Genomic DNA, 14154 nt, shown 5'->3' on the forward strand with positions numbered 1-14154 from the left:
AACCAGACACAGCCGGTTGGCAATGTCTGGTTTTTTTAGGCTTGTTGAAGTTTTTTCTTTAAGGTTTTGAGCATATCGCCAGTCATCTTGTCTAAATCGTAAGCGGTTTTAAAACCCCATTCTTGTCTTGCGGCGCTTGCGTCGATATTATCCGGCCAGCTGGCGGCAATTGCTTGGCGCACCGGGTCTACATCATAGCTAAGCTTGAAGTCTGAAAGGTGCTTGCGGATCGATGCAGCGATTTCTTCCGGTTCGAAACTCATCGCAGTCACATTAAAGGCATTGCGGTGAACGAGCTTATCAGCATCCGCTTCCATCAAATCGATGATCGCCTGCAAGGCATCCGGCATATACATCATGTCCATGCGGGTTCCTTCCGCGATATAGGACGTATAGCTGCCTCTTTCGATCGCCTGGTAATAAATATCAACGGCATAATCTGTCGTTCCGCCGCCTGGAGGTGCTACATTCGAAATCAATCCAGGGAACCGAAGGCCGCGCGTGTCAACGCCGAATTTGGTGAAGTAATAGTCGCACAGCAATTCGCCTGCCACTTTATTGACGCCATACATCGTCGTCGGGCGCTGCAACGTATCTTGCGGCGTATCGGTTTTCGGTGTTGAAGGGCCAAATGCACCGATCGAGCTCGGCGTGAAAAATTGCATACCGAGTTCACGGGCAGCTTCGAGTGCATTGACCAATCCGCCCATGTTCAAATTCCATGCTAGAAGCGGCTTTTCTTCTGCAGTGGCAGACAATATTGCGGCCATGTGGATCATCGTGTCTGCGTTAAAATTTTTCGCTAAGTTAAGCATGCGTTCTGCATCCGTCACATCCAAAATCTCAAAAGGTCCGTCCTGATTAATGGACGGGCGAATATCAGTCGCCAATACGTTGTCTGTGCCGTAAGTTTCACGCAATTTCCCTACTAGTTCCGAACCGATCTGCCCTAAAGCTCCTGTTACCATAATTCGTTCCATCTTCAAGCACTCCTCTTCTATAAAACATTTGTCCTTTCCAAAAGGACAACTCATTAACTATAAATACTTGCACATCAAGCTTTTCGTTAGAGTCATTATAAATTGTTCTCTTTAAAAAAACAATGGGTTTTGCTTATTTTAAATCGTCAATTAAACCTACTATACAGATAAGCTTTAATATGATTAAATAGATGAACAACGCCGTTAAGGCTAAATTTTGATGAAATGGGGAACAATCAATGAAAAAACATTGGGCTTTTTTGCCGATCGGTGCAGTTGCACTATTTCTTGCAGCTTGCGGATCTTCCGGTAATTCGGACAACACAGACTCAGGAAGCAGCATAGAAGGCGAAACGGATTTGCTCGCTGAAATCCAGGAAGAAGGGACCTTGGTTGTTGGAACGGAAGGAACTTACCCGCCTTTCACATTCCATGACGATACCGGAGAGCTGACCGGCTTTGACGTTGAAATTGCCAGGGAAATTGCGGAACGCCTCGGCGTCGAAGCCGAATTCTTGGAAACGCAATGGGACGCTATGTTTGCCGGACTAGATGCGGAACGCTTTGATATGGTCGCCAATCAGGTGGGCATTAACGACGAGCGCAAAGAAAGCTATGATTTCTCAGATCCATACATTACCTCTACAGCCGTTCTGGTTGTAGCGGAAGACAATAAAGAAATCCAAAGTTTCAATGATTTGGAAGGAAAACTATCGGCTCAGTCATTGACGAGTAATTACGCGGAAATGGCCACTTCTTACGGCGCAGAACTTGAAGGTGTCGAAGGCTTTAACCAGGCAATCGAGCTATTGGACTCCGGGCGCGTCGAGGCGACAATCAATGATAATCTGACTGTCCTTGATTTCCAAAAGCAGCGCCCGGAAGCTGGCATTAAAGTCGTCGATGAATCAGGCGATGCCGCACAAAGCGCTTTATTGTTCAGAAAAGGCAATGACACGCTCGTCGAGTCCGCTAATCAGGCACTTGCTGAGATGATCGAAGACGGCACATACGAAGAAATCTCCAATAAGTGGTTCGGTGAAAATGTACTTGAATAGCATTTTTTCAAACCCTGAACGGATGGAACGGCTGGGCGATATCGCTCAGTCCTCTTTCTTGCCTTTGATCGAAGCGGCTGTGCAATTCACCTTGCCGCTTTCGGTCATTTCTTTTATCCTCGGACTATTCCTTGCGGTGCTGACCGCGCTTGCCCGCATTTCCACCGTTCGGATCCTGCAATGGATTGCGCGCGTGTATGTCTCGATCATCCGGGGCACACCGCTGCTCGTTCAATTGTTTATCCTGTTCTATGGTTTGCCGACAGTCGGCGTCACCATCGACCCGTTTCCGGCTGCCGTTATCGGATTCTCATTGAATGTCGGCGCATACGCATCGGAAGTCATCCGCGCAGCTATTTTATCGATTCCAAAAGGGCAATGGGAAGCAGCCAATACGATCGGCATGTCCTATTCCCAAGCTTTGCGCCGTGTCATTTTGCCGCAGGCTTCGCGCGTTTCCGTGCCGCCTTTGTCGAATACATTTATCAGCCTAGTCAAAGACACTTCCCTTGCAGCTTTGATTTTGGTGACAGAAATGTTCCGAGTGGCCCAGCAAATTGCAGCGACCAATTATGAGTTCTTGCTGCTTTACGGCCAAGCAGCTGTGATTTATTGGGTCATCTGCTTCTCGCTGTCACTCGTCCAAGGGCAATTGGAGAACCGCTTTGACCGCTACGTTTCCCGCTAAACCATAGACCGACCCATAGATAGGAGTTTATTATGATTTCAATTACAAATTTGCATAAAAGCTTTGGCGAGTTGGAAGTGCTCAAAGGCATTGATGTGAACATCGAAAAAGGACAGACCATCGTCGTCATCGGCCCTTCCGGTTCCGGGAAAACGACGTTTCTCCGCTGCCTTAATATTCTTGAAAAACCGAGCGCCGGGACGGTTGAAATCGGCGGTCTCGTCGCCGACTTCTCGAAGCCGATGTCGAAAAAACAGATCATGGCGTTCCGCAAACAATCCGCCATGGTGTTCCAGCATTATAATCTGTTCCCTCATATGACCGTGCTCGAAAACATCACGGAAGGTCCTGTGACGGTGCAGAAAAAAGACAAAAAGCAAGCCGAGCAAAAAGCACAGGCGCTGCTCGAAAAAGTCGGGCTGTCGGATAAAGCCGATGCCTACCCTTATCAATTGTCAGGCGGCCAGCAACAGCGCGTCGGCATCGCCCGTGCACTTGCACTTGAGCCGAAAGTGATGCTGTTCGATGAGCCGACTTCAGCGCTCGACCCAGAACTAGTCGGCGAAGTGCTGCAAGTCATGAAAGACCTGGCGTCTGAAGGCATGACGATGGTCGTCGTGACCCATGAAATGCGTTTCGCAAAAGGTGCCGCAGATGAGGTACTGTTCATGGACAGCGGACGTATCGTCGAACGCGGCACTCCTGATGCTGTCTTTAACCGTCCACAGGAACCACGGACACAGCGCTTTTTGAACTTGATCCAAAACACGGACACAATCTAGAAAAATCCCCAGCGCAACTAGCGCTGGGGATTTTTTATGTTGTTTTATGAAACGCCGATTGAGACCGCTACGACAAGTGCAATGACGAGCCAACCCAAGACGAGCTTCCAGACAAATTTCACCCATTTCTCGTAAGGGATACCGGCAACCGCCAAGTAACCCATCAATGCCGCAGACGTCGGAATGATGGAGTTGGTGATACCATCTCCGTATTGATACGCAAGAACGGCCACTTGGCGCTCGATTGCCAGAAGATCCGACAAAGGCGTCATGATTGGCATCGTAGTTGCCGCCTGCCCGCTTCCGGAAGGGATGAAGAAGTTGATGACGACTTGCGTAAAGAACATGCCGATGACGGTCAATGCATTCGGCAAGCCGCTAATGACACTCGCCAAGCCGTGGATCATCGTATCCATGATAACGACCTGCTCCATAATGACCAAAATCGCGCGGGCAAAACCGACGATTAATGCCCCGAAGACGACCAGTTTCATGCCGTCGACAAACGCATCGAACATTCGGTTGACGCCCAAATTGCCGATGAGTCCGGCTGCAAAACCGATGATGACAAAGGACGCTGCCAGTTCCGTCAAAAACCAGTCCCATTCGAATACGCCGTATACGTTGACACCGAGACCGATTGCGAGGAATAAGAACACCATCCCGTGACGCCAGTTGAACGCACCGAGTAACTCCGCTTGGTCTTTTGTCGACGATTTCGTCGCACGTTTCTCGATTTCGTAGATGACGCTTTGCGTCGGGTCTTTTTTCACTTTCGCCGCATAGCGCATGACGTACCAAATCGCAAAGCTCAGGAAGAAAATATAAGCGCCGAAACGGAAGCCGACTCCTGAGAAGACCTGCAGTTCTGCAATGCCTTGTGCTACCCCGACAGTGAACGGATTGAGCATGCCGCCGATAAAGCCGGACGCCGCACCAAGAGAAACCATCGCGGTACCTGTCATCGCGTCAAAACCAATCGCCCGTGCCACCGCAATCCCGATCGGAACGAAAATGATAACCTCTTCCGCCATCCCGATGGTAGCACCTAAAATCGAAAACAAAATCATGATAATTGGAATGAGCAGTTTTTCACGCTTCTCCAGTTTGTCGACCGCTTTGGCGATTCCGGACTCGATCGCACCCGTCGCCCGGATGATTCCGAATGCACCACCGACTAGGAATATATAGAAAATGATATTCGAAGCTTCCGACATCCCGGTTGGAATCGCTTTGAACAATTCAAAAAACCCGACCGGGCTTTGATCTACTTCAGCAAAGGAATTGTCAATGACGATTGTGCGGCCGTCCACTTCTTCACGCTCGTACTGCCCTGCTGGAATTAAATACGACGCGACCATCGCCGCAATCATAATCAAAAATAAAATAGCATATGTATGCGGAATTCTATCTCCGCCTTTTTTTCCCTTTTTGTGGTTTTGCAGTCGTCATGCTTCAGTTGTTCCGACAACACAAGATGTGACGGTCAATTTCTCCAGCTTGTTCCGGTCAACTTCAATCCCGAGCCCTGGCTTGCCACTCAAAATGACGTGCGGATGTTCATATTTCAAATCACCGATTTCTTCGCTGAACAATAATGGCCCTGTAAGTTCCGTACTTTCAATATTGCGCCGCGACATGGCCGCATGATAGCCTGCACTCGAAGCGACAGATGATTCCACCATCGAGCCGATCTGGCACAGCATACCTGCCGCTTCAGCCGTTTTCGCCATTTGTACCGCGTGGAAAATCCCACCGCATTTCATCAATTTGATATTGATGACATCTGCTGCATCGAGGCGGATAATTTCAAGCAGATCTTCCATCGACTGAATCGTCTCATCCGCCATGATCGGCACAGCCGTTTTCTGCCGTACTTCGGCAAGGCCGCGGATATCACCCATGCGGATCGGCTGCTCGACCCAACTAAGCCCTGCAGTTTCAAGTTGGCGGATTGCCGTCACTGCTGTTCCAACGGAGTGCCATCCTTGATTGACATCCACGCGGATCGGCACAGCATCCCCCACTTCTGCACGAACCGCCAAGATCCGCTCCACATCGAGCTGTGCAGTGCCTTGCCCCACCTTCAATTTCAATGAACCATAGCCCGCTTCGACTGCTTTTTTCGCTTTTTCTGCCATAATATGCGGCGCTTCAATACTCAGAACACGCGGATATGACAATTGGTCCTTCGCCTGTCCGCCGAGCAAGTTGTAAACCGGCTGCCCCGCTGCTTTTCCCATCAAATCGTAGCAAGCGATATCGACCGCCGCTTTCGAAGCAGGGTTGCCTGCCAACATGCCATCCATTTTATGATGGATCGCTTCGATATCGAATGGATTCATGCCGATCACTGCTGGGAGGAACAATTCCTTCAGCACTTCATAGCTCGCCGTGAAATATTCGCCCGTCACGTGCTCATCCGGCACTGCTTCCCCGTAGCCGACCAATCCATTATCTGTCTCGAGTTCGAGAATCAATGACGGCATATCCGGATAAGTTGCATAAGAAATTATAAACGGTTCATGCAACGGAAAGCGCACTGCGTACAATCGTGCTTGAGTGATTTTCATAAGGAAACCTCCAATTATAAATAGTATTGTATGATTATACTATAAATTCTTTTCCAATAGAGTAATAATTTTGATGCACAAATAAAGACGGCGTATAATGGCGTCAGTGACTTTTTTTAAATTTCCGTATGACAAAGGAGCAAAATATCATGACCTTAATAAAACAAACCGATGCGTTGATTGATTCCATGCAAGAAGAAATGGTGGAAATTCGGCGTTATCTGCATATGCACCCTGAACTCTCGCATCAGGAAGTGGAAACACCAGCCTATATCGCTGATCGCCTAGAAGAACTGGGCGTCGAAGTCCGCCGCGGTGTTGGTGGACGTGGTGTCGTCGGAACGATACGCGGAGGCAAGCCCGGCAAGACGATCGCTTTCCGTGCAGACTTTGACGCCTTGCCGATCGACGACCAAAAGGATGTTCCGTATAAATCAACAATTCCAGGCGTTATGCACGCTTGCGGCCATGACGGCCATACTGCCGGACTGCTCGGTTTCGCCAAAGCGATGATGGCGATTAAAGACGAACTGCCGGGAACCATCGTCCTGATCCACCAATTCGGTGAGGAGCTGTCCCCGGGCGGTGCACGCGCGATGATTGAAGACGGTTGCTTGGACGGTGTCGATCTTGTTTTCGGTGCCCATCTCCAAAGCAAAATGGACGCCGGCAAAGTCTATCTCCGCGACGGCTATTTGCAAGCTTCGGAAGACGCAATCAAAATCAATGTCTACGGTTCTGGTACCCACGGTGCTGAGCCGCATACCGGCACCGACCCGATTTTAGCGGCGAGCCACATTATGGTCGCCTTGCAATCGGTCGTCAGCCGCGATGCCGATCCGCTAAAACAACTTGTCGTGTCCATCGGCAAATTCCACGCGGGCGATGCCGATAACGTCATCCCGAGCAAAGCAGTCATGGAAGGAACGATTCGAGTATTCGATCCGGAACTACGCAAGCTTGCCAGTGAACGCGTACGCGCTATCGCAGAAAACGTTGCTCTAGCAATGGGCGCACGTGCTGAAGTGATCGTCGAAACCGGTTATGACTCGTTGTGGAATCACCCGGAAGCGGCGGAAATCATTCGCAATGCGTCCCGTCCTGTCGTAGGCGAAGAAAATGTTATCGACATCGCTCCAATCATGCCGGTGGAAGATTTTTCTTATTATACGCAAGCAAAACCTGGCGCTTTCTTTTTTATCGGCGCGAAAATGGAAGACGACGCACTCGTTTATCCGCATCACCATGAAAACTTCGACTTTAACGAACAAGCGATGAACACAACAGCCAAAGTGTTTGCTGCCATCTATTTCAACGCACAGCAAGCAGAAACCGATTCTGCACAATAAGCGATTCCCCGCATAGCTCATAGCTTATGCGGGGATTTTTTTAGTTGGAAATGCGTTCTGGAGTTTAACAGGTAGGAGAATCATCCTTCTACGCGCAGTGGTTGGTAGATCCCTTTGAATAAGGTGGCTGAGATGTGTTTAGTTTCATATGATTCGTTCGCCTTTGGATAGTTCGCTTAGTTCGTGTTGTGATGCAGGAGTTTGACTTGATGTGTGATTCTGCTCGGTTTTTTTGTTTAGCATCATACCGGAATTCGCCACCTCGCTTTGGGTTGGCCTCCCGCAATGAGCCAGCAAAAACCGCTGTCTCATTGCTTCGGCTCACCCTTAAATGCGCGATGGCTGTTAGATTCCTTTGGTTCAGGCAGGCGAAGTGTGTCCAGTTCTATATCTTTCGTCCGCCTTTGGTTAGTTCGCTTAGTTCGTGTTGTGAGGGTAGAATTCTAGAACCACTTGTCTAGCTAGCAAACACTGGAAACCAACTTCACTTTTGCGGATGTGAAAAACTTTCAGTGAAATAGAAATAGAAAATAACAAAGTAATATTATTGCTAACTTGCTGCTTTGAAAAGTGATAAATTTCATTTCCACTATAAATCTTGAGATGAAGCAGAAAGCGGCGACTCCGGGGAGGATTAGCGAGACAATTGAGACCCTGCAAGCGAATGAGTGAGGCATTGCTGAACTCATTCGTTTGCGAAGCTCGAACTTCGTGAGAGTTGAGCAGGACGGTTTTGGTGCCAGTGACGAAGCGGCTCAATGCGAGCCCTCCGGAAAGCGTCCGCTTGGAGCGCAGTCTCCACCCCTTACACATTTACTGATATTTCTAAAAACCATAGAAAAACCCGCACAGCTCAGTGAGCCGTGCGGGTTTCGTATTATTTGATGATGTTTAATTCTTTTCCTACTTTAGCGTAAGTCTCAATCGCTTCGTCGAGCATTTCTTTCGTATGCGCTGCTGTCGGCATATTGCGCACACGTCCTGTGCCGCGTGGAACCGTCGGGAAGACAATCGATTTCGCATAGACACCTTCATCAAACAAACGCTTCGAGAATTGCTGAGTCAGCTTCTCATCACCGATGATGCACGGCGTGATCGGTGTTTCGGATGCGCCGATATCAAAGCCAAGTTCTTTCAAGCCTTTCTTCAAATAATCGCCATTATCCCATAACTTATCGTGAAGTTCAGTCGAATCGATGATTTTTTGGACTGCAGCAGTCGTCGCCGCAACATCCCCAGGTGTCACAGCCGTAGAGAACAAGAACGGACGGGAGCGCACGCGCAACCAGTCGATCAGTTGTTTCTTACCTGCTACATAACCGCCGACAACGCCGACCGCTTTGGAAAGAGTCCCCATCTGCATATCGACTTCTTTTTCTAAACCGAAATGCTTCACAGTGCCTTTCCCTTTGCCGGTAACGCCTGAACCATGCGCGTCATCGACATACGTAATCAAGTCGAATTCTTTTGCGATTTCAACGATTTCCGGAAGCTTCGCAATATCGCCGTCCATCGAGAAGACGCCGTCTGTGATGATCATCACTTTATTGTAAAGACCTGACTCCGTCGCTTCTTTCGCTTTTAGGCGCAAGTCTTCCATATCGGAATGCTTGAACGCGATGATTTTCGCTTTCGACAAGCGGCAGCCGTCGATGATTGATGCGTGGTTCAATTGATCAGACAGAATCGCATCGTTTTTGTCCATGACTGCAGAAATCGCCGCCATATTGCAGTTGAAGCCGGATTGGAATGAAATCGCCGCTTCAGTTCCTTTGAACTCAGCCAGTTTTTCTTCCAAAGTCACGTGAAGGTCAAGCGTCCCGTTGATTGTACGAACCGCACCCGAGCCTACACCGTACTCTTTGATCGCTTCAATCGCCACTTTTTTCAAATCCTCGTCTGTCGCAAGCCCAAGGTAGTTGTTTGACGATAAGTTGATCAAGTCCTGGCCACCGATTTTGATGACTGCTCCGTTCGGACCTTCCACCGGATCGATTTCATTATATAGACCTTGCTCTTTCAGTTCAGTTAAATTTTCTTCCAAAAATGCATCTAATTTTTTTGACAAAGTCCTCTTCCTTTCAAAAACAAGTTCTGTCTCCATCTTATCATATCGCCATTTTTTCCAAAAGAAAAAGCGGGCCTAGGCCCGCTTTTCCTAACCCTTATTCCAAGGCTGCTTGTAAATCTTCAATCAAATCTTCCACGTCTTCAATGCCGACAGAGATTCGGACCAAGCCTTCTGTAATGCCAAGCTCTGCACGGCGTTCTTCTGGAATCGAAGCGTGCGTCATTTGCGCTGGAACGGAAATGAGGCTTTCCACCGCACCTAAACTTTCCGCCAAGGTGAAATATTTCAGTTTTGAAAGTAATGCGCCAGCTTTTTCTTTGCTGCCGACGTCAAATGAGATCATGCCGCCGAAGCCGTGCGCTTGTTTTTCCATCAACGCTTTTCCTGGATGGCTATCGAGTCCTGGGTAAAGGACCCTTTCGACCGCCTCATGCTGGTCCAGGAATTCCGCTATTTTCTGGGCATTAGCATTTGTTTCGTCCATGCGGATTCCGAGCGTTTTCAATCCGCGCATCAACAGCCATGAATCCTGCGGCCCGAGAATTGCGCCGATTGAATTTTGGACGAAATGCAGTTCTTCTGCGAGCTCTGGTGTATTGACCACTACAAGCCCCGCCACGACATCACTATGGCCCCCTATATATTTCGTCGCGCTATGCAAGACGATATCAGCCCCTAGAGAGATCGGATTCTGGAAATAAGGGGTCATAAATGTATTGTCGACAATCGTCAGAAGGTCATTTTGCTTAGCGAAAGCTGCCACTTTTTCGATATCCGTCACTTTCAAAAGCGGATTTGTCGGCGTTTCAATAAAGACCGCTTTCGTGTTGTCCTGTAGAGCGCCTTTTACTTGTTCCAAGTCGCCCGTATCAACGAATGTAAATTCGAGTCCGAAGCGGTTCAGCACTTTGTTTATGACGCGGTATGTGCCTCCGTAGACATCGTCCGTCAAAATGACATGATCTCCTGCTGAAAACATCATCATGACAGAAGAAATCGCTGCCATCCCGGAACTAAAAGCAAAGCCGGCATGGCCGTATTCGACATCTGCAATCAATTCTTCAAGCGCATGGCGCGTCGGATTGCCGGTGCGTGAATATTCATAGCCTTTGAACTTGCCGACGGCTTCCTGTTTATACGTGCTCACTTGATAAATCGGTGTCGAAACGGCGCCTGTCGCTTCGTCTCCAAATATGCCGCCATGGATCAATCTTGTTTTCGGTTTCATTGTTGTTGTTCCTCCTCCAAAAGAGCACCATAAATGTCTTGGCTCAAATAACGCTCGCTCGAATCTGCAAAGACCGTAGCTATGCAGCTGCCGAATGGGGCGTTCTCCGCTTCTTTCATCGCTGCGACAAATGCCGCACCCGATGAACTGCCGACAAGAAGCCCTTCTTTTTCCGCAAGTTCACGCACTGCTGCAAACGCCGCTTTATCGGTAATCGTGTGGATGGCGTCGAAGTACTGCGTGTCCATAAAAGGCGGAATCAATTCCATGCCGATTCCTTCTGTCTTGTGTGGTCCAGACACGCCGCCGTTAAGTATTGAGCCTTCCGGTTCCACGATAACCGTTTTGATTTTCGGATTTTGCGTTTTCAAAAAGCGGGATGTTCCCATAAACGTACCGCCTGACCCTGCGCCTGCGACAAAGATATCGATGTTTCCGTCCAGTTGGTCCCACATCTCCGGACCAAGCGTCTGGACGTAAGTTTCCGGATTGGCAGAATTTGCGAACTGCGCCGGCATGAAAGCCCTTTGCTGCTCGGCAATTTCTGCCGCTTTTTTGATTGCGCCTTTTATTCCATCAGCCGTCGGGGTGTTGATCACTTCCGCTCCGAGTGCGCGCATGAGTGTTTGTTTTTCCATGCTGAATTTTTGCGGGACGACCAATTTCAAGCGATAGCCTTTGCCGATTGCCGCAATCGCCAGGCCGATGCCTGTATTGCCGGCAGTCGGTTCGACAATCGTGCCGCCTGGCTTGAGCAGGCCGCGCTGTTCCGCATCCGCAATCAAGGCTACACCGAGCCGGTCTTTGACGCTGCCGCCCGGATTGAAAAACTCCAATTTGGCGAATATCCGGCAGCCGTTCGGGATGTCGCTATGTGTCAGTTCAAGCACCGGCGTATGGCCGATCAATTGCTGGATCTCTGTTGCGTATTTCATGTTGATTCCCCTTATGCAGTTTCTTCTTTGAATACTTGGCGCCACTCATCTTTTTTCGCAAGCATTTCGCGCGCCAGTTCATGTGCGCCTTCTAAGCTATGGCTTGCTGCCCAGCCGCATTGCACTTCGTTGCATGCCGGCACTTCATCGGCTTCGATGACGTCTTGCAAAGTCGATTCCAGAATCCGCAATATGTCATCGTAATCATCGTGGTTGATAACAGATAAATAAAAACCGGTCTGGCAGCCCATCGGCCCGATGTCGATAATTTGATCCGAATGGTTGCGGCTATGCTCCGCCATCATATGTTCGAGCGAGTGAAGGCCCGGCATGTCCATATGTTCTTTGTTCGGTTGCTTGAAGCGGATATCGTATTTTTTGATGGTGTCCCCGTTTGCGCCGACTTTCTCACCGGCAAGGCGGACATATGGTGCTGCAACTTTCGTATGATCCAAGTTAAAGCTTTCTACATTCATTTTTTTCATTGAAATCTCCCTCTCATCGTTTGGTCGCATCGATTAAGAATACGTACTCATTTAAACGTGTGAATGTGACATCAAACCCATGTTCCTGAAAAATCATTTCAAATACGGGCACGGTCGTGTAATGCTCGCGCTTTAAATCTTCGACGAGGTTAGCGTGGCCTTCTGCTTCTTCGAAAACGATTCGGCCAAGTTTAGCTTCGTCTGATTCGAAAACGGTATCGGCGAACACGACTTTTCCTGACGGCGGCAAAATCGAAGCGTACTGCTGGATCGCCTGTGCTTTTTCTTCATCCGTCAAATGATGGAACGCATAACTGCTAACAAAACTGTGCGGCTTTACCGGCAACTCGAACGCCAAAAAGTCGCCGTCCATTATATGGAGCTCGGGAAACTTTTGTCCCGCTACGTTGCGCATGGAGTTGTTCGGCTCAATGCCTGTCACTGCGAGCCCTTCCTGGAGGAGCGCTGCAGTCAGATTGCCTGTGCCGACGCCGAATTCCACGACTGGTCCTGTTGCTTTCTTCGCGACAGCCAACAGAATCTCCTGGTAGTTTTTAAAAACTGCTTCATATTCCGGATCTTTCCCGCTCACTGACTCATCGTAGGTATGCACCCATTCATCAAAAATCCCGACAAATTCTCTTCCCATAGTTGAACTCCCGCTCTCTTAGATGTTATTATACATAAAACCAATAGTTTTACTTGGTATTATTTATAACATATGCATTTCTCCAGTTCAACTGCCACGGTTTTCGACGACTTGATTTTTTCCGCATAAGAAAAGACCCAGCAAGCGCCGGGCCTTGTTCCTTTATATTTTCAAAATAGACGGCAAGTCATCTTGATGCTTTAATATCAGCCACTTCAATAAGGTTTCGCTTTGCACGAGCGACTTTTGAACGATTCGCCCGACCAGCAGTGCGATCACTACGGTGCCGATACCGACCGGTCCACCGAGCATCCAGCCGAGCACCGCAACTGTCATTTCAATCGCGGTGCGGATCGTGCTGACGCTGAACCCTGTTTTTTGGACCAAAATCAGCATCAGGTCATCCCGAGGACCGGCCCCCATTTTCGGTGAGACGTACATGCCGACACCATAGCCCATGACAAAGATCCCCGCTGTAAAAATGAGGATGTGGCCGATCAGCGAATGGATATCCGGAATGAGGAAATTGAATAAATCAATAAACAAACCGATCAGCAGCATATTCAGCCACGTTCCGAATTGCGGCCATCTGCGGCGTACAAGAGATGTGAGGCTGATCAGCGTAAAGCCCGCTATAATCGACCATGAACCAATCGTCAATCCGAAATTCTGATACAATCCGACATGCAATACATCCCACGGCCCGATGCCGAGGCGGTCGCCTTTAATAGTCATGGAAATGCCAAGACCTAGAAACATCATTCCGATGAGAAAAAACAGCCATCGATAATACAAAGCTACGTTCATTATTTATCCTTCTTTCTTGTCTATCCTTTCCGCTGCTTAAAACGAAAAGGGATGGTTCACGATTGCATCGTCAACTCCACCCATTGCCCCCCTGTCACATGAAGCAAGTCTTGTGGCGAAAGCTTTAATTGGGCGCCGATTTTTCCGGCGGAGACGATCATTTCTTCAAGGGAGGCTGCATCGCTGGCGATAAATGTCGAAAACGGCTTTTTCATGCCGATCGGCGAACAGCCGCCGCGCACATAACCGGTCAGTGGCAAAATCTCTTTGACCGGCACTAAGTCGATTTTCTTTTCGCCGCACGCTTTGGCGGCCAGTTTTAAATCCAATTCTTCTGCGACAGGCACTAGAAATACATAATGATTTTTAGAAGAACCCGCTGCTACAAGTGTTTTGTAGACGGCTTGAACCGGATAATCGATTTTTGCGGCAACGGAAACACCGTCCACTTTTCCGTCGTCCGTGCTGTAGTGGATCGGCTCATAGTCGATTTTTTCCCGGTCGAGTATGCGGGCGGCATTGGTCTTTGCTGCTTTTTTCGCCACCTTG

The 14154-nt window shown here is 48.9% G+C and carries 14 protein-coding genes; 4 read left to right on the forward strand and 10 right to left on the reverse strand.

Annotation, left to right across the window (positions count from 1 at the left end; translation table 11 throughout):
- Positions 1–35 precede the first annotated feature (35 nt).
- On the reverse strand, positions 36–980 hold the full coding sequence (locus J7E21_RS09780; RefSeq protein WP_215107092.1) for an L-threonine 3-dehydrogenase: 945 nt from the start codon (positions 978–980) through the stop codon (positions 36–38).
- A 239-nt stretch (positions 981–1219) separates the two neighbouring features.
- On the opposite strand from J7E21_RS09780, the gene J7E21_RS09785 reads away from it, so the two are divergent.
- From J7E21_RS09785 to J7E21_RS09795, 3 genes are read left to right on the forward strand one after another with little or no spacing between them, the layout of a single operon-like run.
- On the forward strand, positions 1220–2038 hold the full coding sequence (locus J7E21_RS09785) for an amino acid ABC transporter substrate-binding protein (RefSeq protein WP_215107094.1): 819 nt from the start codon (positions 1220–1222) through the stop codon (positions 2036–2038).
- Positions 2025–2726, forward strand: a complete 702-nt coding sequence (locus tag J7E21_RS09790; RefSeq protein ID WP_215107096.1) for an amino acid ABC transporter permease — start codon at positions 2025–2027, stop codon at positions 2724–2726. The genes J7E21_RS09785 and J7E21_RS09790 overlap by 14 nt, the downstream gene beginning before the upstream one ends.
- A gap of 32 nt (positions 2727–2758) precedes the next feature.
- Complete coding sequence (locus tag J7E21_RS09795; protein WP_215107098.1) at positions 2759–3508, forward strand: amino acid ABC transporter ATP-binding protein; 750 nt, start codon at positions 2759–2761, stop codon at positions 3506–3508.
- A 44-nt stretch (positions 3509–3552) separates the two neighbouring features.
- On the opposite strand, the gene J7E21_RS09800 is transcribed toward J7E21_RS09795, so the two are convergent.
- Complete coding sequence (locus J7E21_RS09800) at positions 3553–4953, reverse strand: YfcC family protein (protein WP_215107150.1); 1401 nt, start codon at positions 4951–4953, stop codon at positions 3553–3555.
- A gap of 3 nt (positions 4954–4956) precedes the next feature.
- Positions 4957–6081: a mandelate racemase/muconate lactonizing enzyme family protein gene (locus J7E21_RS09805; RefSeq protein WP_215107100.1), complete on the reverse strand. Its 1125-nt coding sequence runs from the start codon at positions 6079–6081 to the stop codon at positions 4957–4959.
- Between the two features lie 149 nt (positions 6082–6230).
- On the opposite strand from J7E21_RS09805, the gene J7E21_RS09810 reads away from it, so the two are divergent.
- Positions 6231–7430 carry a M20 metallopeptidase family protein gene (locus J7E21_RS09810; protein ID WP_215107102.1) on the forward strand — a complete coding sequence of 400 codons (1200 nt, stop codon included), beginning with the start codon at positions 6231–6233 and terminating at the stop codon, positions 7428–7430.
- Between the two features lie 877 nt (positions 7431–8307).
- On the opposite strand, the gene J7E21_RS09815 is transcribed toward J7E21_RS09810, so the two are convergent.
- From J7E21_RS09815 to ybaK, 7 genes are all read right to left on the reverse strand, one after another.
- Positions 8308–9498, reverse strand: a complete 1191-nt coding sequence (locus J7E21_RS09815; RefSeq protein WP_215107104.1) for a glycine C-acetyltransferase — start codon at positions 9496–9498, stop codon at positions 8308–8310.
- A 97-nt stretch (positions 9499–9595) separates the two neighbouring features.
- Positions 9596–10729, reverse strand: a complete 1134-nt coding sequence (locus J7E21_RS09820) for a bifunctional cystathionine gamma-lyase/homocysteine desulfhydrase (protein WP_215107107.1) — start codon at positions 10727–10729, stop codon at positions 9596–9598.
- Complete coding sequence (locus tag J7E21_RS09825) at positions 10726–11664, reverse strand: PLP-dependent cysteine synthase family protein (RefSeq protein ID WP_215107109.1); 939 nt, start codon at positions 11662–11664, stop codon at positions 10726–10728. The genes J7E21_RS09820 and J7E21_RS09825 overlap by 4 nt, the downstream gene beginning before the upstream one ends.
- Before the next feature lie 11 nt (positions 11665–11675).
- A complete protein-coding gene (locus tag J7E21_RS09830; RefSeq protein WP_215107111.1) occupies positions 11676–12149 on the reverse strand; it encodes an S-ribosylhomocysteine lyase in 474 nt (157 codons plus the stop codon).
- Positions 12150–12162: 13 nt separating this feature from the next.
- On the reverse strand, positions 12163–12798 hold the full coding sequence (locus J7E21_RS09835; protein ID WP_215107113.1) for a class I SAM-dependent methyltransferase: 636 nt from the start codon (positions 12796–12798) through the stop codon (positions 12163–12165).
- 162 nt (positions 12799–12960) lie between these two features.
- On the reverse strand, positions 12961–13605 hold the full coding sequence (locus J7E21_RS09840; protein WP_215107115.1) for a YczE/YyaS/YitT family protein: 645 nt from the start codon (positions 13603–13605) through the stop codon (positions 12961–12963).
- A gap of 56 nt (positions 13606–13661) precedes the next feature.
- Complete coding sequence (gene ybaK / locus J7E21_RS09845) at positions 13662–14150, reverse strand: Cys-tRNA(Pro) deacylase (RefSeq protein WP_215107117.1); 489 nt, start codon at positions 14148–14150, stop codon at positions 13662–13664.
- Positions 14151–14154: the final 4 nt, after the last annotated feature.

The sequence above is a fragment of the Planococcus sp. ISL-109 genome (assembly GCF_018613655.1).
Classification (GTDB): Bacteria; Bacillota; Bacilli; order Bacillales_A; family Planococcaceae; genus Planococcus.